The sequence below is a fragment of the Micromonospora sp. NPDC023966 genome (assembly GCF_040639095.1).
Lineage (GTDB): Bacteria > Actinomycetota > Actinomycetes > Mycobacteriales > Micromonosporaceae > Micromonospora.
In genome coordinates this window covers 105112-125397 of the sequence record NZ_JBEZZJ010000013.1, presented here as the reverse complement: position 1 = coordinate 125397, position 20286 = coordinate 105112, and the positions used below count along the sequence as shown (strand labels likewise).

Here is a 20286-nt window from a genome sequence, read left to right as displayed (position 1 = left end):
GGCTGACCCGTGGCAGGACGACGCGCTCGTACGGGGCGGGGCTGGGATGCCAGCCCGCCCCGCACGGGTGACGCCACCACTCCACCCCGGCCGCGCCGCGGTCGCCGGGGCCGGGCCGAGGAGCCCGATGCCGAGGCGCCTCCCGCGCCGCCTCGCGACGAGGCCGAACTGGCGCGGGAGATCTGCCTGCGGCAGCTCGCGGTCCGGCCGCGTACCCGGGCCGAGCTGGCCGGCGCCCTGGCGAAGCGAGGCGTCTCCGAGGAGGTTGCCGAGCAGGTCCTCGACCGCTACGACGAGGTCGGCCTCGTGGACGACGCCGCCTTCGCCCGGGCCTGGGTGAGCAGCCGGCACACCGGCCGCGGGCTGGCCCGCCGGGCGCTCGCCAACGAGCTGCGCCAGCGCGGCGTCGACGGCGAGGTGGCCAGCGAGGCCCTCGACGAGCTCGACGAGGAGACCGAGGCGGAGACCGCCCGGGCCCTGGTGGAGCGGAAGCTGCGCTCGTCCCGGGGCGAGCCCGACGCGGTGTTCCGTCGCCTGGTCGGCATGCTGGCCCGCAAGGGCTACCCGGCCGGCGTGGCCATCCGCGCCGTCAAGGACGCGCTGGCCGCGCAGAGCGCCGAGGCGGCCGAGTTCGCCGAGCACATCGACGCCGACGCTCTGGCCGACGCCGAGAACGACCTCGACCCCGCCGCCCGTCCCCTCGACTGACCCCGGCCGGTCTCGCGATCATGAGGTGCGCGCCGGGCTGCCTGGTCATGATCGATTCCTGGGGAGGTGTGCGGTGTTGAAGGCGTGCCTGAACGGCGGGCGGCGGCGGGAGGAGCATCCGGCGGTGCCGGTGACGCCGGAGCAGTTGGCGGCCGAGGCGGTCCGGTGTGCGGCGGCCGGGGTGGCGGCGGTGCACGTGCACCCGCGCGACGCCGCCGGCGCCGAGTCACTCGACCCGGCCGTGATCGCTGCGGCGGTCACCGCGATCCGGGCCGCCCGGCCGGGCCTGCCCGTCGGGGTGAGCACCGGCGCCTGGATCGCCCCCGAGCCCGCCGACCGGGTCGCCGCCGTACGCGCCTGGACGGTGCTGCCCGACTTCGCCTCGGTCAACGCCCACGAACCCGGCGCGGCCGCCGTGGCGGCCGCCCTGCACGAGCGGGGCGTCCTGGTCGAGGCGGGCCTCTGGACCGTGGCGGCGGTCGACGCCTGGCGCCGCTGGCCGGCGCCGACCGGGCGGGTTCTCGTCGAGTGCCTGGCCGAACAGGTCGACGTGGCCGTCGCCGACGCCGCCGCCATCCTCGCGGCGCTCCCCGCCGCCCGCCCGCCGGTGCTGCTGCACGGCGAGGGCCCGGCGACCTGGCCGGTGCTCGCCGAGGCGGTACGCCGTGGCCTGCACACCCGGATCGGCCTGGAGGACACCCTGGTGCTGCCGGACGGCAACGCCGCACCGGACAACGTGGCTCTGGTGCGGGCGGCCCGCACCCTCGGCGCCCACTGAACCTCCGCCTGCCCCTCGCCGCTTCGAGATCTTGGAGAGTTGCTGTTCGTGACGAACAGCAACTCTCCAAGATCCGTCACGCACGGCCGAGCGGAGCGCGCCGGCGCGCGGTGAGTCGTTCACGTCATCACGTTCGTAGCCGGCAGGAGAGAACCGGGCGAGCGATCGGCGGGGTGCAACGCGAGTCACCCTTGTGAAAGTTGTCGGCCCGCCGGCGGCGGTGACGGCACGCCCCGCAGCGGCCCCGGTGACGGTCGCGTCGTGGCTCTGAGCAGGTCGGGAAGGTGACGGAGGCGGCCCTGACGGGTGAAATTTGTCCGCCCGTGTCCGGCATCTGGACAGCGCTGCGTGATCCTCCAACTTCTCTCCGTCCGGGTGGTTTGATCATGAGTTCTTGACCGAACGGCCCCTGGCGACCTAGCCTCGCCATACAGGCTCACTTTGCCCGACCAGCGCAGGCTAAGCGCACAACATAGATCTCGTAACAGAACAGCATCACTTTGGCCAGCTTCACCGGCCTTTGACGGCAAGCTCCGGACGGCCGGTCCGGAGCCGACCCGACAACTGCAACCGGCCGCCGGCGATGCCCCGACGTGGGCACCGCCGACGGAAAGCTACCCACAGCCAGCCGCTCCGGTCGGGCGTCCAGAGTCGCAGGTACGTGCTCACCCGCACGCCGCCTGCGGCGCCGACGTTCAGGGGAGGCGGCCATGGCGGGGCGGCAAAGGATCACCGGCGGTCTTCCACGTGCTGCCGACCGCTCTTCGCCGGGCGGCTGCCCGGGCCAGGCCGGAGTGGGCGCGCCCCGGCTCGGAGCGGCCGGATGAGCGCCTTCGACGTCGTCATCCTCGCGGTGGTCCTGCTGCTCGTCGTGGTGGTGGTCGGTGCCGTCCTGTTCGGCGTGCGTACCGTGCGCCGGCTCAGTCTCGCGCCCGCCCCCGAGGATCCGGCCTTCATCGCCGAGAAGGACCGGCAGGAGCAGTCCCTGGCGGCCCTGCGCAACGCCGCCGACGAGGCGAACAGCACGATCGACGTGGCGAAGTCCGCCGCCGCCGCGGCCCGGACCGAGGCGGCCGCCGCCAAGGCCGAGGCGAAGGCGGCCCGGGCCGAGGCCCGGCGGGTGCTCGACGACGCCCGGGCCGAGGCCGACACGGTGCTGGAGCGGGCGCACAAGCAGGCCGAGGCCGACGCCGAGCAGCTTCGCGCCACGGCCCGGCGCAGCGGCGAGCGGGAGGTGGCGGTGCTCGCCGCGACCACCCGGGAGCAGGCCGCGGAGGTCGAGCGGCGGGCGGCCCGGATGGATGAGCGGGAGCGGCTGCACACCGAGGAGGTGGAGCGGCTCGCCGAGCGGGAGCGGCAGCTCACCGCCGCCAGCGCCGCGCTCGCCGCCCGGGAGGCCGGCCTGGTGGAGCGGGAGCAGGCGCTCGCCGAGGCGGAGGAGCAGCGCCGCCGCGAGCTGGAGCGGGTCGCCGGACTGACCGCCGACACGGCCCGGGCCGAGCTGGTCGAGTCGATCGAGGGGCAGGCCAAGCGGGAGGCCGCGCTGCTGGTCCGGGAGATCGAGGCCGACGCGCGCGGCACCGCTGAGCAGCGGGCGCGGCACATCGTGGTCGACGCCATCCAGCGGGTGGCCAGCGAGCAGACCGCGGAGAGCGTGGTCAGCGTCCTGCACCTGCCCGGGGACGAGATGAAGGGGCGGATCATCGGCCGGGAGGGCCGCAACATCCGCGCCTTCGAGTCGGTCACCGGGGTCAATCTGATCATCGACGACACCCCCGAGGCGGTCCTGCTCTCCTGCTTCGACCCGGTGCGCCGGGAGGTCGGCCGGCTCACGCTCGAGAAGCTGGTGCTGGACGGCCGGATCCACCCGCACCGGATCGAGGAGGTCTACGACCTGGCCCGGCACGAGGTGGAGGAGCTCTGCCACCGGGCCGCCGAGGACGCCCTGGTCGAGGTCGGCATCACCGAGATCCACCCGGAGCTGGTCACCCTGCTCGGCCGGCTGCGCTACCGGACGTCGTACGGGCAGAACGTGCTCAAGCACCTGGTCGAGACCGCGCACATCGCCGGCATCATGGCCGCCGAGCTGCGGCTGGACGTGCCGACCATCAAGCGGTGCGCGTTCCTGCACGACATCGGCAAGGCGCTCACCCACGAGGTGGAGGGCAGCCACGCCATCATCGGCGCCGACCTGGCCCGCAAGTACGGGGAGAGCGAGGACGTGGTGCACGCCATCGAGGCGCACCACAACGAGGTGCCGCCGCAGACCATCGAGGCGGTGCTCACGCAGGCGTCGGACGCCTGCTCGGGCGGCCGGCCGGGCGCGCGGCGGGAGAGCCTCGAGGCGTACGTCAAGCGGCTGGAGCGGATCGAGGAGATCGCGGCCGGCAAGCTCGGCGTCGACAAGGTCTTCGCCATGCAGGCGGGCCGGGAGATCCGGGTGATGGTCAAGCCGGAGGACGTGGACGACATCGGCGCGGCGGTCCTGGCCCGGGACGTGGCCAAGCAGATCGAGGAGGAGCTGACCTACCCCGGTCAGATCCGGGTGACCGTGGTCCGCGAGTCCCGGGTCACCGAGATCGCCCGCTGACGACGACGGCGAGAGCGACGAAGGGCCGGCCCGGATGACCGGGCCGGCCCTTCGCGACGGGCGGGCGGTCAGCCCTGCGGCTCGGCCACCGTGGCGCCGCCGGCCGGGTTCGAGTCCGGCGTCGCGGCCTGCTTCGGGATCCGGAAGCCCTGCCGCCGGGTGCGCCGGTCCAGCCAGTTCGCCAGCGTGGTGAGCAGCGAGTTGATCACGATGTAGATGGCGCCCACCACGATGGCGGCGGCGACCACGTTGCCCCGGTTGGCCGCGAGGTCGTTGACGCCACGTTGGAGCAGCTCGGGGAAGGCCACGATGTAGCCGAGCGCGGTGTCCTTGAGCAGCACGACGAGCTGGCTGACGATCACCGGCAGCATGGCCCGGGCGGCCTGCGGCACCAGGATCAGCTGCATCACCTGGTTCTTCCGCATGCCCACGGCGTATGCGGCCTCGGACTGCCCGAACGGGATCGAGCGGATGCCGGCCCGGAACGCCTCGGCCAGGACCGACCCGTTGTAGAGGGTCAGGCCGACGACCACTGACCAGAACGCCGGCACCGGCGCCTGGATCAGGAACGGCACGCCGTAGAAGATGAAGAAGATCATGAGGAGCAGCGGGACGGCGCGGAAGAACTCCACCACCACGCCGGCCGGGACCCGGACCCACCGGTGGTCGGAGAGCCGGCCGACCGCGAACAGGATGCCGAACGCCAGCGACAGCACCATGCCGGTGGCGGCGGCGAGCAGGGTCTGCCGCAGGCCGGGCACGATGAACTGGGTCCAGGTCGGCGCCTCGGCGAACGGCTTCCAGAGGCTGCCCTCCCACTGCCCGGCCTGGTCGAACTTGGCGTAGACCCACCAGAGCAGCGCGGCCAGGCCGACGCCGAAGACCACGCTGAGCACCGCGTTGCGCACGCGCGCCCGCGGCCCCGGGTGGTCGTAGAGAACGGTGGTGGTGCTCATCAGCGCTTCACCGCCAGTCGGTTGGCCAGCCAGCCGAAGAAGTAGCCGGTCGGGACGAGGATCGCGGCGAAGGTGCCGGCGAAGACCAGGAAGATCGGGATCACCGCGTCGCCGTTGTCGTTGATCAACTGCTTCATCACGCTGGACGCCTCGATCAGACCGATGGTGCCGACGATCGTGGCGTTCTTGCACAGCGCGATGAGCACGCTGCCCAGCGGGGCCACCACGGCCCGCCCGGCCTGCGGCAGGATCACGATCCGGAGGGTCTGGAAGAAGGTCAGCCCGATGGCCCGGGCTGCCTCCGCCTGACCGGCCGGCACGGTGTTGATGCCGGAGCGGACCGACTCGCAGACGAACGCGGCGGTGTAGACCGACAGGCCGACCACCCCGAGCCAGAAGTTGTTGAGGTCGAGGTCCTCGGAGAGGGTCAGTCCGAGGGTCGAATACAGGCCGAAGTAGCAGAAGAAGATGATCAGCGTCAGCGGCGTGTTGCGGAAGATGTTGACCCAGGCCGCGCCGAAGCCCCGCAGCACCGGCACCGGGGAGACCCGGAACGCGGCGAGGAGCACGCCGAGCACCAGCGCGAGGACCGCCGACGCGCCGGTCAGCTTGAGGATCCAGAGAAAGCCCGACAGGTAGGCGTCGAGGTTGGTCGGATCAGCGAATACGTGCATGCGTCGACTCCCGGGGCACGTCGTCGGCGTCGCGACAGGCCGGGGCCGGCACCCTCACGGATGCCGGCCCCGGAACCGGTCAGACGCTGCCGCAGTTGGTCAGCTTGGTGGTGTCCAGCTCGGGCGCGGCCTTGCCGCTCTTGCCCAGGGTGGCGTCCCAGGCGGCCTTGTAGGAGCCGTCCGAGGCGGCGGCCTTGAGGATCTCGTTGACCTTCTCGCAGCCGTCCTTGTCGTCCTTCTTCAGGCCGATGCCGTAGGGCTCGGTGGAGAAGGTCTTGCCGACCACCTTGAACTTGCCGGCGTACTGGGACTGCGCGGCGTAGCCGGCGAGGATGATGTCGTCGGTCGTCACCGCGTCGACCTGGCCGCCCTCAAGAGCGGTGATGCACTTCGAGTACGCGTCGAACTGCTGGAGCTTGGCCTTCGGGTAGTCGGTCTGGATCCGCTTGGCCGGGGTGGAGCCCTGCGCCGAGCAGACCTTCTTGCCGTCCAGCCCCTCGGGCCCGGTGATGGTGGAGTCCGCCTTGACCAGCAGGTCCTGGCCGGCGATGAAGTACGGGCCGGCGAAGTTGACCTTCTGCTTGCGCTCGTCGTTGATGGTGTAGGTGGCCACCACCAGGTCGACGGTGCCCTGCTGGATGAAGGGCTCGCGGTTGGCCGAGACGGTGGTCTTCCACTCGATGTTGTTCGCGTCCACGCCGAGGCCCTTGGCCACGATCTTGGCGATCTCGATGTCGAAGCCCTCGTACTGGCTGCCGGTCTGGATGCCCAGGCCCGGCTGGTCGGCCTTCACGCCGATGACCAGCTTCTTCTGGCTCTGCGCCTTGCCGATGATGCCCTTGGCCCCGCCGCTGCCGGAGCCGCCGTCCCCGTCGCCGCCGCAGGCGCTCATGCCGAGCGCCAAGGTCGCCGCCGCGGCGACCGCCGCCACGCGCTTCATACGCATACTCTTCTCCTTCTTCGAAAGAGCCGCCGGGGGACGGCGCGCTCCACTACGGACGCTCAGTGCGTGAGGATCTTGGAGAGGAAGTCCTTGGCCCGCTCACTGCGCGGGTTGGCGAAGAACTCCGCCGGCGGCGCGTCCTCGACGAGCCTGCCGTCGGCCATGAAGATCACCCGGTTGGCCGCGTGCCGGGCAAAGCCCATCTCGTGGGTGACCACGACCATGGTCATGCCGTCGCGGGCCAGCGAGGTCATCACCTCCAGCACCTCGCCGACCATCTCCGGGTCGAGCGCGCTGGTCGGCTCGTCGAAGAGCATCGCCTTGGGCTGCATGGCCAGCGCGCGGGCGATCGCGGCCCGCTGCTGCTGGCCGCCGGAGAGCTGCGCCGGGTACTTGTCCGCCTGGTTGGCGATGCCGACCCGGTCGAGCAGGGCCAGGCCGCGCTCGCGGGCGGCGGCCGGCTTCTCCCGGCGTACCTTGACCGGGCCCAGCGTGACGTTCTCCAGGATGGTCTTGTGCGCGAAGAGGTTGAACGACTGGAACACCATGCCGACCTCGCTGCGCAGCTTGGCCAGCGCCTTCCCCTCGGCCGGCAGCGGGGTGCCGTCGAAGGTGATGGTGCCCGAGTTGATCGGCTCCAGCCGGTTGATCGTCCGGCAGAGCGTCGACTTGCCGGAGCCGGACGGGCCGATCACCACGACCACCTCGCCCCGGCCGACGGAGAGCGAGACGTCGTCCAGCACGTGCAGCGGGCCGAACCACTTGTTCACCCCGTCGAGCACGATCAGCGGTTCGCCCGTCGTCACGTCGTTCACCGTCCCTGTCGTCCATACGGAAAGCGGGGTCGCGAGACCCCCGGTTGGGCCACTGTAGGCGGGGTGAAGTGGCGGAACGCAACTCGAATGGTCACGGAGCGGTAACACCGGTCACGGCCGTACCCGTGAGTCCGAATTCCGTCACGGAACGGGGCGTACGGGTGGCGGCCACCGCGGTTCACGGAGATCATGTGGGGATGACTGACCGGCTCCGGCTGACCGATTACGCCCGCGGTGGCGGCTGCGCCTGCAAGATCCCGCCGGGCGAGCTGGAGACGATGGTCGCCGGGCTCGCGCCGGCCACCGGCGCCGCCGAACTGCTGGTCGGTCTGGAGCACGGCGACGACGCCGCGGTGGTCCGGCTCGACGAGCGCACCGGCCTGGTCAGCACCGCCGACTTCTTCACCCCGGTGGTCGACGACGCGTACGACTGGGGGCGGATCGCCGCCGCCAACGCGCTCTCCGACGTGTACGCCATGGGCGGCACCCCGCTCGTGGCGCTCAACCTGCTCTGCTGGCCCCGCGAGGTGCTGCCGCTGGAGCTGGCCCGGGAGGTGCTGCGCGGCGGTCAGGACGTGGCCCGGGAGGCCGGCTGCCACCTGGCCGGCGGGCACAGCGTGGACGACGACGGCCCGAAGTACGGCCTGGCGGTCACCGGGGTGGTCCGGCCCGAGGAGCTGATCACCCTGGACGCCGGCCGGGCCGGCCTGCCGCTGTCGCTGACCAAGCCGCTCGGCGTCGGCGTGCTGAACACCCGGCACAAGCGGACCGGCGAGCGGTTTCCGGAGGCGGTCGCCTCGATGGCCCGGCTCAACCGGGACGCGGCACGGGCGGCCGTCGCGGCCGGGATCCGCTGCGGCACCGACATCACCGGGTTCGGGCTGCTCGGGCACGCCTCGAAGCTGGCCCGGGCCAGCCGCCTCACCGTGGCGATCGACGCGGCCGCGGTGCCCTACCTGCCCGGCGCCCGGGAGGCGCTGCGCGACGGGTACGTGAGTGGCGGCACCCGGCGCAACCTCGACTGGGTGACCCCGTGGACGGACTTCGGCGGGGTGGACGAGGGGGAGCGGCTGCTGCTGGCCGACGCGCAGACCTCGGGCGGGCTGCTGGTCGCGGGCGAGGTCCCGGGCGGCACGGTGGTCGGTGAGCTGCTGCCGGCGAGCGAGCACCTGATCCGGGTCCGCTGACGAGCGGTGTCGGGTTCCCGCGCCGCGCGCGATCCCCGGTGATTACTGCCGCGAAGGCGGCACGATACCCGATAAACTGTCATCTTCCCGCTACTCTGGGCAACGTCGCCCGAGGAAATTCTGCCCGGAATGGTCACAGACCGGTAACTTGCACCTGGCTGAGGTCATATGCACCCCACCATCGTCAGTAAGGCCCGATCCGGAGGCCGGTGGGACGAGCGCAGCGAGGAGGCGGCATGACCGAGCTGTGGAACTGGAGAATCGACGGCGCGGCGCCGGTGGAGGTCTACCCGGCGCTGGCCGAGGCGCTCGGCCGGGTGGTGATGCCCCTCGCCGTCGCCGACCCGGTCCGACTTCCCGCGTACGCGGTGGTCTGCGACGTGTGGGAGGCGCCCGGCGTGTACGGCACCATGGTCGACTGTTACGGCGTGCCCGAGCGCCTGCCCGAGCTGCCCAGCATCGCGGCGCTGGCCCGGCTGCTGGACCGCAACTGCCTGATGCGCGACGACACCCTCGACGCCGGGCGGCACCTGCTGGTCGCCCCGGACGGCACGATCCGGCCGGTGCACTTCGACGTGGTCGAGACCGACGACGGCGAGGTCCTCAGCGACCAGCGGCTCTGCACCGTGGCGGACCCCCGCTGCCGGGGCTGGTCGCAGTGTCACCGCTCCCGGTGGGCGCCCGACTCGGTCGCCCCGGCCCTCGCCGCCGCCTGACCGGCGGCGAGGGGCCGGCCCCGGGCTCAGGCCCGGGCCGGCCCCGGGCTCAGGCCCGGGCCGCCGACTGCTGCCGGGGACCACCAGCTGGTTCAGGAGCATGGCGGTGGCCGGATACGCTGTCCGGGTCATGACTACCGCAGCCGCGGGCAGCCCGCGCACCTACCAGGTGCGCACGTACGGCTGCCAGATGAACGTGCACGACTCCGAGCGCATTTCCGGCCTGCTCGAACAGGCCGGTTACGTGCGCGCCGCCGAGGCCGACGAGCAGCCCGACGTGGTGGTGTTCAACACCTGCGCCGTCCGGGAGAACGCCGACAACCGGCTCTACGGCAACCTGGGTCACCTGCGCCCCGTGAAGGACAAGCACCCCGGGATGCAGATCGCCGTGGGCGGCTGCCTGGCCCAGAAGGACCGCGGCGAGATCGTCCGCAAGGCGCCCTGGGTGGATGTCGTCTTCGGCACGCACAACATCGGCTCGCTGCCGGTGCTGCTGGAGCGGGCCCGGCACAACACCGCCGCCGAGGTGGAGATCCTCGAATCCCTCGACGTCTTCCCGTCCACGCTGCCGACCCGGCGCGAGTCGACGTACGCCGGCTGGGTGTCGATCTCGGTGGGCTGCAACAACACCTGCACGTTCTGCATCGTGCCGTCGCTGCGCGGCAAGGAGAAGGACCGCCGCCCCGGCGACATCCTCTCCGAGGTGCGCGCCCTGGTCGACGAGGGCGTGCTGGAGGTGACCCTGCTCGGGCAGAACGTCAACTCCTACGGCGTCGAGTTCGGCGACCGGTACGCCTTCGGCAAGCTGCTGCGCGCCTGCGGCGACGTCGAGGGTCTGGAGCGGGTCCGGTTCACCAGCCCGCACCCGAAGGACTTCACCGACGACGTGATCGCCGCGATGGCCGAGACGCCCAACGTCTGCCACTCGCTGCACATGCCGCTCCAGTCCGGCTCCGACGACGTGCTGCGGGCCATGCGCCGCTCGTACCGCTCCGAGAAGTACCTGGGGATCATCGAGAAGGTCCGGGCCGCGATGCCGGACGCGGCGATCACCACCGACATCATCGTCGGCTTCCCCGGTGAGACCGACGCCGACTTCGAGCGCACCCTCGACGTGGTCCGCGCGGCCCGCTTCTCGTCGGCGTTCACCTTCCAGTACTCCAAGCGCCCCGGCACCCCGGCCGCGACCATGGACGGCCAGCTGCCCAAGCAGGTCGTGCAGGAGCGGTACGAGCGGCTGATCGCCTGCGTGGAGGAGATCACCTGGGCGGAGAACCGGAAGCTGGTCGGGGAGACCGTCGAGGTGCTGGTCGCGGTCGGCGAGGGGCGCAAGGACGAGCGCACCGGCCGGCTGTCCGGCCGGGCCCGGGACGGCCGCCTCGTGCACTTCGACGCCGGCTCGCTCGCCGGGCAGGTCCGCCCCGGCGACATCGTGCACACCACGGTCACCTACGCCGCCCCGCACCACCTCAACGCCGACGGGGAGCCGCTGTCGCACCGGCGTACCCGGGCCGGCGACGCGGCCGAGGCGGGGCGCGCCCCGCGTACCCCGGGGGTCCTGCTCGGGCTGCCGACGATCGGCGCGCCGGCCGCGGTGCCCGCGCCCACCGGCGGCTGCGCCGCGCACTGACCGACCGCCGACGGCCGGGGCCTCCACGCGGAGGCCCCGGCCGTCGCGGGTCAGCAGGCGGTGCCGTTGAGCTTCACCGACGCGGGCGCGGAGGCGGCGCCGTTCGCGGTGAAGCCGATGGTCACCGAGGCGCCCGGTGCGAGCGACGGCGCCCAGGTCGGCGCGGCCGCGGTGACCGTGCCGCCGGACTGGGTGACGGTCGCGTTCCAGCCGCTGCCCAGGGTGACCCCGGACGGCCAGGTCCAGGTAACCGACCACGGGTTCACCGTGCCGGTGCCGCTGTTCTTCACCGTCAGCTCGCCCTGGAAACCGCCCTGCCAGGCGTTGGTCTGCTTGTAGGTCGCGGTGCAGCCGCCGGTCGGGGCCGGCGTGGTGGGCGCGGGCGACGTGTTCGGGGTGCCGGTCGGCGACGGGCTGCTGGTGCCGCCCCCACCCACCGGCGGGATCAGGTAGGGCTGGAGGATGTCCTGCTTGGCCTGGTTGATGGTGGTCCAGTCGTCGTTGGCGATGCCGCCGGTGTCACCCGAGTTCGGGTTCCACGACCAGTAGGTGAAGGACATCCCGGTCACCCCGGTCCCCGTGTAGGCCATCAGGTTCTGCAGCCAGACCTTGTCCTTCGGGTCCTGAAGAGTGCTGCCGAACTCGCCCATCATGATCGGCGCGAGGTTCTGCTTGTAGAGGTAGCCCCAGTACTTGTCCCAGATGGCCGGCATGTTCGCCGGGTAGCTCGGGTCGTCGAACCAGGTCTGGTGGTAGACCGAGGTGGCGTACTCGTGCGGGGAGTAGACCAGCCGGTTGGCCACGTTCAGCCGGACCGGGAACTGCCCGGCCTTCGACAGGTTGCCGCCCCACCAGCCGCAGTCCTCGTCGTTGCTGGTGTCGTTGTCCCAGACGTTCGACAGGCCGCCGCTCGGGCAGCTGACCCCCTCCACGAAGATCAGCCAGTTCGGCTGCACCCCGAGGATGGCGTTGCCGGCCCGCTCGGCGGCCAGCCGCCAGTCCCGGGCGGTGTCGCCGCAGCCCCAGCAGGCGCCGGTGGCCGCCGGGTTGGTGCCCTCGGCGTGCGGCTCGTTGTGCAGGTCCGCCCCGATCACCGTGGGGTTGTTCGCGTACCGCTGGGCGAGCATCTTCCAGTCGGCGATCCACGTCGCCTCCGAGACCGTCGAGGTGTACCAGAGCGGCGACTGACCGGCCGAGGTGGGGCGGTGCCGGTCGAGGATCACCCGCATCCCCTTGCTGCCGGCGTAGTCGATGACCTTGTCGAGGATCTGCAACGGGGAGAGCCCGACCAGGTCCGGGTTGACGAAGTCGTTGATGCCGGTGGCCGTCGCGCCCGGCTTCAGCGCGTCGTTCGAGTAGGGGATGCGCAGCGTGTTGTAGCCCAGCCGGGCCATGGTGTCGAGCTGGCCGCGCCACGGGTTGCTCGACCACAGACCGTGGAAGGTCTTGTTGTCGGTCTCCATGCCGAACCAGTTGATGCCGGTGAGCCGGACCGTGGCCCCCGTGCTGTCGACGATCTTGTTGCCGCTGGTGTGCAGGTAGCCGGTGCCGGTGCCGCCGGTGGCGGCGGCGGCCGGGGTGGTGCTGACGGCGGCGGCGACGAGGACGCCGGCCGCGGCGGTGGCGAGCGCCGCGAGGGCGCCGCCGAGGGCGGTGGGTCGGTGCATGGCGAGCTCCACTTCGGATGCCCGCGCCGAGCGAGCGCCGCGGGCGGAAAGACCAAGGGAGACGGCCCGCTCGTCATCGAGTACGCGGACAGCGCGCGCCGGGCCGTGTCGTGTGGACGGCCACTCGCGGAGAAAGGCACCGGCGAATCCCGACGGCGGGTCGTGCCGTCGTGCCCTCGCGCCGGTGCGGAACCTGGCTCTGCCGCCCATTTTGATCAGCCCGCCTCCATGCGTCAACCGGTCGACCCGAGGGCGCGCCGAGAAGGCGCTTTCCCGTGCCCGGCGGCGGACACGGAGGAGCCCCCGGTCCCGAGGCGGGACCGGGGGCTCCCGGTGAAGCTCGAGTCAGCCGGCCTGCTCGGCCAGCTGGAGGAACTGCCGCTTCGAGGCGAGCGCCTGCTCGGCCTCCTTGATCCGGCGGGCGTCGCCGGCCGTCTGCGCCCGGGCGAGCCGGTCCTCGGCCTCGGCGACCTGGGCACGCATCTGGGCCAGCAGCGGGTTGTCCTCCTTGGAGGTACGCCGCCACGCCGAGTCCATGACCTCACGGACCTTGTCGTCCACGGCGCGCAGCCGGCGCTCCAGCCCGGCGGCGGCCTCACGGGGCACCCGGCCGGCCTCGTGCCACTGCGCCTGGATCTCCCGCAGCTTCGCCTGGGCGCCCTTCGGGTCGCCGTCGACGTCGAGCGCCTCCGCCTCGGCGAGCAGCGCCTGCTTGCGCTCCAGGTTGGCGCGCTGCTCGTTGTCACGCGCCGAGAAGACCTCGCTGCGCCGGGTGAAGAAGTCGTCCTGCGCCGCCCGGAACCGTTCCCAGAGCTTCTGCTCGGCCTCCTTGGAGGCGCGCGGCGCGGCCTTCCACTGGGCCATCAGGTCCTTGAGCTGGTTGGCGGTGACGCCCCAGTCGGTCGACTCCTTGAGCTTCTCGGCCTCGGCGACCAGCTCCTCCTTGATCCCCTGCGCCTGCTTGCGCTGCTGATCCAGGGAGGCGAAGTGAGCGCCCCGGCGGCGGGTGAAGCCGTCGCGCGCGGCCGCGAACCGCTTCCACAGCTCACCGTCGGCCTTCTTGTCGACCCCGCGAATGGTCTTCCACTCGTCGAGGATCTCCTTGAGCCGGTCGCCGGCGGTCTTCCAGCCGGTCGACTCGGCGGCCAGCTTCTCCGCCTCCTCGACCAGGGCGGTCTTGCGGGCGAGCGCCTCACCGCGGGCGGCGTCCCGGGCGGCCCGCGCCTCGCCGGCCTTCTCCTCGGCCACCGCGGCCAGTTTGTCCAGGCGGGCGGCCAGGGCGTCGATGTCCCCGACGACGTGCGCCTCGGGCAGGGAGGCGCGGATCCGGCGGATCGTGGTCAGCGAGTGGCCGGCGTCCGCCGCGCCCGAGTTGAGCCGGGCCTCGGTCAGGTCCACCTCCGTCACCAGGTCGGCGAAGCGCCGGGCGAAGTGTGCGAGCCCTTCCTCCGGTGCCCCTGCCTGCCAGGATCCGACCACCCGCTCACCCTCGGCGGTCTTGACGTAGACGGTGCCGTCCTCGTCCACCCGTCCGAAGGCAGTCCAGTCGCTCATGTGCCCATCCTCGTTCTCCCGGCGTCGACGGGACACCTCCCGCGATCGCCGCCACGGCGCAGCAAAGTTTCTCCCGGCATTGTCACAGGTCCGACCCGGTCCGTGTCGAGCGCCTGTCGTCGACCGTGACCATACGGTGTCGTAGCGCCTCGATGACCGGATCGGCGCGGGGACGCACCGGGGGATACGGATAGGTTGGACCGGTGCCTCTGGTCGCCGCCGCCGTCTGCCCCCACCCGCCCCTGATCGTGCCCGAGCTGGCCGGCGCCGCCGCGCCCGAGCTGGACGACCTCCGCGCCGCCGCCGACGCGGCCGTGGCCCGGCTGCTCGCCGCCGACCCGGAGGTGATCCTGCTGCTCGGGGCCGGGCCGCAGAGCAGGGCTTTCGGCGCCGCCGACTCCGGCTCGCTGCGTGGCTACGGACTCGACCGGCCGGTGCGCTTGTGGAAGGTGGCCTGCTCCGGGGCCGAGGTGCTGCCACTGAGCCTGACCATCGGCGCCTGGCTGGTGAACCGCTCCGGCACCGAGCTGCCCCGGCTGGCCCGGGCGGTCGCCGCCGACGCATCCCCGGCCGAGTGCGCCGCCCTCGGCGCCGACCTGGTCGCCGAGCCGGACGGGCGGAGCGCGCTGCTGGTGCTCGGGGACGGGTCGGCCTGCCGGGGGGTGAAGGCGCCCGGCTACGACGATCCGCGCGCGCCCGCGTACGACGAGGGGGTCGCCGCGGCCCTGGCCGGCGCGGACGTCGAGGCCCTGCTCGGCCTGGACCCGGTGCTGTCGGCGGAGCTGAAGGTCGCCGGGCGGGCGCCGTGGCAGGTGCTGGCCGGCGCGGTCCGGGGGGCGGGCGGCGACTGGCGCGGCGACCTCGGCTACCAGGAGGCCCCCTACGGCGTTGCCTACTTCGTGGCGAACTGGGAGCGGGTGTGAGCGCGAGGAGTGAGCTTGCGAGCCCCGCAGTCGCGAACGGAGAGTGGCTGTGAGCGCGAGGAGTGAGCTTGCGAGCCCCGCAGTCGCGAACTGGGAACCGCAGTGACCCGGACCGTGGTGGCCGTGGTCGGGCCGACCGCGGCGGGCAAGTCGGCGCTGAGCATCGCCCTGGCGCACGCCCTCGACGGCGAGGTGGTCAACGCCGACTCGATGCAGCTCTACCGGGGCATGGACATCGGCACCGCCAAGCTGACCCCGGCCGAGCGGGAGGGCGTGCCGCACCACCTGCTCGACATCTGGCCGGTGACCGAGCCGGCCAGCGTGGCCGAATACCAGAAGCTGGCCCGCGCGGCGGTCGACGACATCCTGGCGCGGGGGAAGGTGCCGCTGCTGGTCGGCGGCTCCGGGCTCTACGTGCGGGCGGTGCTGGAGCAGTTCGAGTTCCCCGGCACCGACCCGGCGGTGCGGGAGCGGCTGGAGGCGGAGCTGGCCGCGGTCGGCCCGGCCCCGCTGCACGCCCGGCTCGCCGAGGCCGACCCGGTGGCCGCGGCGGGCATCCTGCCGAGCAACGGCCGGCGCATCGTCCGGGCCCTGGAGGTCGTCGAGCTGACCGGCGCGCCGTTCACCGCGTCGCTGCCCGAGCCGACGCCGTACTACCCGTCGGTGCAGCTTGGCGTCGACCTGGACACCGCGCTGCTCGACGAGCGGATCGCGCTGCGGGTGGACCGGATGTGGGCCGACGGCCTGGTCGCCGAGACGCGGACCCTGGTCGGTGCGGGCCTGCCCGAGGGGCGTACGGCCAGCCGGGCGCTCGGCTACCAGCAGGTGCTGCGCTTCCTGGCCGGGGAGTTGACCGAGACCGAGGCGTACGAGGAGACCATCCGGGCCACCCGGCGGTTCGTGCGCCGGCAGCGCTCCTGGTTCCGCCGTGACCCGCGGATCCACTGGCTGGACTCGGCCTCGCCCGGGTTTGTCGACACTGCGCTGCGGGTGGTCGCCGAGCATCGGGAATGATGGAGGCGTGGAGTTCACCAAGGGCCACGGCACCGGCAACGACTTCGTCATCCTGCCCGACCCGGACGGGGCGCTCGACCTGACGCCCGGCCTGGTCGCCGCGCTCTGCGACCGGCGGCGCGGCCTCGGCGGCGACGGCGTGCTGCGCGTGGTACGCGCCGCCAAGCACCCGGAGGGCGTCGCGCTGGCCGGCGAGGCCGAGTGGTTCATGGACTACTGGAACTCCGACGGCTCGGTGGCCGAGATGTGCGGCAACGGGGCCCGGGTCTTCGTCCGCTACCTGCTGGAGACCGGGTTGGCCGCCCCGTCCGGCGCGGCGCTGCCGGTGGCCACCCGGGCCGGCCTGGTCCGCGCCCGGGTCGAGGGGGCCGATGTGGCCGTCGAGATGCGCCGCCCCCGGCTCTACGACACGGCCACCGCCACGGTGGGCGGGCTCACCCTGACCGGCGCGGCGGTGGACGTGGGCAACCCGCACCTGGTCTGCGCGCTGCCCGCCAGCCTGGACCTGGGCGGCCTGGACCTCAGCCGGGCGCCCGACGTCGACCCGTCCGTTTTCCCGTCGGGGGTGAACGTCGAGTTCACCACCCCGGCCGAGCCGGTCGAGGGCACCGACGGGCACGTGCTCATGCGGGTCTACGAGCGGGGCTCGGCCGAGACGCTCTCCTGCGGCACCGGCGCCTGCGCGGTGGCCGCGGTGGCGCTGCGCGACGCCGGCCGGGAGACCGGCACGATGACCGTCGACGTTTCCGGCGGCCGCCTCACCGTCACGGTCACCGACGAGACCTGCTGGCTCTCCGGCCCGGCCGTCCTGGTCGCCACCGGCGAGATCACCGCGACGACCCTCGCAACCTGACCGTTCGAGCGCGCGCCCACTCCATCGCCAACCGCCCGACCAGCCTCAACCCGGCATCCGAGGGTGGAACGTGTGTCCCACCCGGCTGGCGCTGGCGCGGCGACGACGGACGCACCCGGAGGGCCGTCAGGGCGTGGCGCTGGCGTTGGCGGCGATCTCGGGGAGGTCGGCCGGGCCGGGGTCGGCGGCCGGCGCGGGCGTCGCGGTCGGGTTCTGGGCGGCGGCGCGCACCGCGGCCGCCACCGCGGGGGCGACCCGGGAGTCGAAGACGCTGGGCACGATCACCGTCGGGTTGATCTTGTCTTCGCCGACCACGTCCGCGATGGCGCGGGCCGCCGCGATCGCCATCTCCTCGGTGAACTCCTCGGCGTGCGCGTCGAGCATGCCGCGGAAGACGCCCGGGAAGGCGAGCACGTTGTTGATCTGGTTCGGCTGGTCGGACCGGCCGGTGGCGACCACGGCGGCGTACTTGCGCGCCTCCCGCGGGTCCACCTCCGGGTCGGGGTTGGCCAGCGCGAAGACGATCGCGTCCTTGGCCATGGTGGCGATGTCCTCGCCGGTGAGCAGGTTCGGCGCGCTCACCCCGATGAAGACGTCCGCGCCGCGTACGGCCCCGGGCAGGTCGCCGGAGTAGTTCTCCTTGTTGGTGTGGTCGGCCAGCCACTGCCAGGCCGGGTTGAGGTCGGGCAGCCCGCGGTGCAGGGCGCCCTGCCGGTCGTACGCGATGATGTCGCCCACGCCCTGCCGCAGCAGCAGCTTCATGATCGCGGTGCCGGCCGCGCCGGCGCCGGAGACCACGACCCGGACGTCCGAGAGCTGCTTGCCCACGACGCGCAGCGCGTTGGTCAGCGCGGCCAGCACGCAGATCGCGGTGCCGTGCTGGTCGTCGTGGAAGACCGGGATGTCCAGCGCCTCGCGGAGCCGGGCCTCGATCTCGAAGCAGCGCGGCGCGGCGATGTCCTCCAGGTTGATGCCCCCGTACGCGGGCGCGATCGCCTTGACGATCTGCACGATCTCGTCGGTGTCCTGGGTGTCCAGCACCACCGGCCAGGCGTCCACCCCGCCGAAGCGCTTGAACAGCGCGGCCTTGCCCTCCATCACGGGCAGCGAGGCGGCCGGCCCGAGGTTGCCCAGGCCGAGCACGGCCGAGCCGTCGCTGACCACGGCGACCGTGTTGCGCTTGATGGTGAGCCGGCGGGCGTCGGCCGGGTTCTCGGCGATCGCCATGCAGACCCGGGCCACCCCCGGGGTGTACGCCCGGGACAGTTCGTCACGGTTGCGCAGCGCGACCTTCGAGTTGACCTCGATCTTGCCGCCCAGGTGCAGCAGGAAGGTCCGGTCGGAGACCTTGCGGACGTCCACCCCGTCGAGCGCGGTCAGGGCGTCGACCACCTGGTCGGCGTGGCCGGCGTCGGCGGTGTCGCAGGTGAGGTCGACGATCACGTGGGCCGGGTCGGAGTCGACCACGTCCAGCGCGGTGACGATGGCGCCCGCCTCGCCCGCCGCGGTGGTCAGCCGCCCGATGGAGGAGGCGTCCGCGGGTACCGCGATCCGGATCGTGATCGAGAATCCGGCACTCGGCAGTCGGGTGTTGGCCACGTAGAACTCCTCCGTCGGCGCTGAGCGGCTCGCCTGGCATTTCTACTCGCCCGCCCAGGTCGGTCGGCATCCGACCCCGCTACCGGTTAGTAGCGCCACGGGCATATAGCGGGTGCGTCGGGCGTTGGGACATGTCAGGATGCTCATGCGAACGGGAAATGCCCCGACAAAAGACATAACGGACAGGAGTCGCGGTTTGCGAGAGCAGGAGACCTTCCTTCCCTACGAGGACGACGAGCTCGAGGCCACCACCGGTGAATACGAGCTGTCGGAGCGGCAGGCGCTGCGGCGGGTCCCCGGCCTCTCCACCGAACTCACCGACATCACCGAGGTCGAATACCGCCAGCTCCGGCTGGAGCGGGTCGTCCTCGTGGGCGTCTGGACCGAGGGGACCCAGGACGACGCGGACAACAGCCTCACCGAGCTCGCGGCGCTGGCTGAGACGGCCGGCTCGCAGGTGCTCGAGGGGCTGATCCAGCGGCGCAACCGGCCGGACCCGGCGACGTACATCGGTCGGGGCAAGGTCGACGACCTGGGCGCGGTGGTGCTCGCCACCGGCGCCGACACGGTCATCTGCGACGGTGAGCTGTCTCCCTCGCAGCTGCGCAACCTGGAGCAGCGCACCAAGGTCAAGGTGGTCGACCGGACTGCCCTGATCCTCGACATCTTCGCCCAGCACGCCAAGAGCCGCGAGGGCAAGGCGCAGGTCGAGCTGGCTCAGCTCGAATACCTGCTGCCGCGACTGCGCGGTTGGGGTGAGACCCTCTCCCGGCAGACCGGTGGTAGCGGCCGCGGCGGTGGCGCCGGCGGCGGCGTGGGCCTGCGCGGTCCCGGTGAGACCAAGCTCGAGACCGACCGGCGCCGGATCCGGCACCGCATCGCGCGGCTGCGCCGCGAGATCAAGAGCATGACGACGGTACGCCAGACCAAGCGTGCCCGCCGGTCCCGCAACGCGGTGCCCGCGGTGGCCATCGCCGGCTACACCAACGCCGGCAAGTCCAGCCTGCTCAACCGCCTCACCGGGGCGGGCGTGCTGGTGGAGAACGCCCTGTTCGCCACCCTGGACCCGACCACCCGCCGGGCCACCACCTCCGACGGCCGGCTCTACACCCTCTCCGACACGGTCGGGTTCGTCCGGCACCTGCCGCACCAGATCGTCGAGGCGTTCCGCTCGACGCTGGAGGAGGTCGCCGACGCCGACCTGGTGGTGCACGTGGTCGACGGCACCCACCCGGACCCGGAGGAGCAGGTCCGGGCGGTCCGCGAGGTGCTCGCCGAGGTGGGCGCCGACCGGCTGCCCGAGCTGCTGGTGGTCAACAAGACCGACGCCACCGACGAGGAGACGCTGCTGCGGCTCAAGCGGCTCTGGCCGGAGGCGGTCCTGGTCTCCGCGCACAACGGGCGCGGGATCGACGGGCTGCGCGAGGCGATCGAGAAGCGGCTGCCCCGGCCGGCCGTCGAGGTCCGGGCGGTGCTCCCGTACGACCGGGGCGACCTGGTGGCCCGGGTGCACCGGCAGGGCGAGGTGCTCAGCACGGCGCACCTGCCCGAGGGCACGCTGCTGCACGTCCGGGTGGGCCAGGCGCTGGCCGCCGAGCTCGCGCCGTACCGCGCGGGGGACCGGCTCACCAGCGACGAACGGGTGGGCGCCGGGCGGTAAGCCGTCCGGCGTCACCCGC

17 protein-coding genes are annotated in these 20286 nt (G+C 72.7%); 10 read left to right on the top strand and 7 right to left on the bottom strand.

Annotated elements, in window-relative coordinates; all coding sequences use genetic code 11:
- The first annotated feature begins 9 nt into the window (after nt 1-9).
- From AB0F68_RS18900 to rny, 3 genes are all read left to right on the top strand, one after another.
- A complete protein-coding gene (locus AB0F68_RS18900) occupies nt 10-708 on the top strand; it encodes a regulatory protein RecX (protein ID WP_357339699.1) in 699 nt (232 codons plus the stop codon).
- 73 nt (nt 709-781) lie between these two features.
- Nucleotides 782-1486: a 3-keto-5-aminohexanoate cleavage protein gene (locus tag AB0F68_RS18895; protein WP_357339685.1), complete on the top strand. Its 705-nt coding sequence runs from the start codon at nt 782-784 to the stop codon at nt 1484-1486.
- An 823-nt stretch (nt 1487-2309) separates the two neighbouring features.
- A complete protein-coding gene (rny, locus tag AB0F68_RS18890) occupies nt 2310-4076 on the top strand; it encodes a ribonuclease Y (RefSeq protein WP_357339670.1) in 1767 nt (588 codons plus the stop codon).
- Between the two features lie 68 nt (nt 4077-4144).
- Here rny and AB0F68_RS18885 read toward each other — a convergent pair whose 3' ends face one another.
- The 4 genes from AB0F68_RS18885 to AB0F68_RS18870 form a co-directional block, all read right to left on the bottom strand.
- Nucleotides 4145-5032: an amino acid ABC transporter permease gene (locus AB0F68_RS18885; protein WP_357339663.1), complete on the bottom strand. Its 888-nt coding sequence runs from the start codon at nt 5030-5032 to the stop codon at nt 4145-4147.
- Nucleotides 5032-5706, bottom strand: a complete 675-nt coding sequence (locus AB0F68_RS18880) for an amino acid ABC transporter permease (protein WP_357339661.1) — start codon at nt 5704-5706, stop codon at nt 5032-5034. Before AB0F68_RS18880 ends, AB0F68_RS18885 begins: the two co-directional genes overlap by 1 nt.
- 79 nt (nt 5707-5785) lie before the next feature.
- Complete coding sequence (locus tag AB0F68_RS18875; protein WP_357339659.1) at nt 5786-6652, bottom strand: glutamate ABC transporter substrate-binding protein; 867 nt, start codon at nt 6650-6652, stop codon at nt 5786-5788.
- Between the two features lie 56 nt (nt 6653-6708).
- On the bottom strand, nt 6709-7464 hold the full coding sequence (locus AB0F68_RS18870) for an amino acid ABC transporter ATP-binding protein (RefSeq protein WP_357339657.1): 756 nt from the start codon (nt 7462-7464) through the stop codon (nt 6709-6711).
- 197 nt (nt 7465-7661) lie between these two features.
- On the opposite strand from AB0F68_RS18870, the gene selD reads away from it, so the two are divergent.
- From selD to miaB, 3 genes are all read left to right on the top strand, one after another.
- Complete coding sequence (selD, locus tag AB0F68_RS18865) at nt 7662-8651, top strand: selenide, water dikinase SelD (RefSeq protein ID WP_357339655.1); 990 nt, start codon at nt 7662-7664, stop codon at nt 8649-8651.
- Nucleotides 8652-8887: 236 nt separating this feature from the next.
- Entirely contained in the window at nt 8888-9367 is a 480-nt protein-coding gene (locus tag AB0F68_RS18860; RefSeq protein ID WP_357339649.1) for a hypothetical protein, read from the top strand.
- 130 nt (nt 9368-9497) lie between these two features.
- Entirely contained in the window at nt 9498-10997 is a 1500-nt protein-coding gene (gene miaB / locus AB0F68_RS18855; RefSeq protein ID WP_357339647.1) for a tRNA (N6-isopentenyl adenosine(37)-C2)-methylthiotransferase MiaB, read from the top strand.
- Between the two features lie 50 nt (nt 10998-11047).
- Here the strand turns inward: miaB and AB0F68_RS18850 are convergent, their stop codons facing one another.
- Both AB0F68_RS18850 and AB0F68_RS18845 read right to left on the bottom strand, forming a co-directional pair.
- A complete protein-coding gene (locus AB0F68_RS18850) occupies nt 11048-12664 on the bottom strand; it encodes a cellulase family glycosylhydrolase (protein ID WP_357339645.1) in 1617 nt (538 codons plus the stop codon).
- 345 nt (nt 12665-13009) lie between these two features.
- On the bottom strand, nt 13010-14218 hold the full coding sequence (locus tag AB0F68_RS18845) for a DUF349 domain-containing protein (RefSeq protein WP_357339642.1): 1209 nt from the start codon (nt 14216-14218) through the stop codon (nt 13010-13012).
- Nucleotides 14219-14421: 203 nt separating this feature from the next.
- Here AB0F68_RS18845 and AB0F68_RS18840 point away from each other — a divergent pair, with 203 nt between their 5' ends.
- The 3 genes from AB0F68_RS18840 (at nt 14422) to dapF (ending at nt 17008) form a co-directional block, all read left to right on the top strand.
- On the top strand, nt 14422-15141 hold the full coding sequence (locus AB0F68_RS18840; RefSeq protein ID WP_357339640.1) for a class III extradiol dioxygenase subunit B-like domain-containing protein: 720 nt from the start codon (nt 14422-14424) through the stop codon (nt 15139-15141).
- 102 nt (nt 15142-15243) lie between these two features.
- A complete protein-coding gene (miaA, locus tag AB0F68_RS18835; protein WP_357339638.1) occupies nt 15244-16155 on the top strand; it encodes a tRNA (adenosine(37)-N6)-dimethylallyltransferase MiaA in 912 nt (303 codons plus the stop codon).
- Between the two features lie 7 nt (nt 16156-16162).
- Nucleotides 16163-17008 (top strand): diaminopimelate epimerase, encoded by an 846-nt coding sequence (gene dapF, locus AB0F68_RS18830; protein WP_357339636.1) that lies wholly within the window; start codon nt 16163-16165, stop codon nt 17006-17008.
- A gap of 126 nt (nt 17009-17134) precedes the next feature.
- On the opposite strand, the gene AB0F68_RS18825 is transcribed toward dapF, so the two are convergent.
- Complete coding sequence (locus AB0F68_RS18825) at nt 17135-18607, bottom strand: NAD-dependent malic enzyme (RefSeq protein ID WP_357339633.1); 1473 nt, start codon at nt 18605-18607, stop codon at nt 17135-17137.
- A gap of 139 nt (nt 18608-18746) precedes the next feature.
- Between AB0F68_RS18825 and hflX the strand changes: the two genes are divergently transcribed.
- On the top strand, nt 18747-20267 hold the full coding sequence (gene hflX, locus AB0F68_RS18820) for a GTPase HflX (protein WP_357339631.1): 1521 nt from the start codon (nt 18747-18749) through the stop codon (nt 20265-20267).
- The last annotated feature ends 19 nt before the right edge of the window (nt 20268-20286 follow it).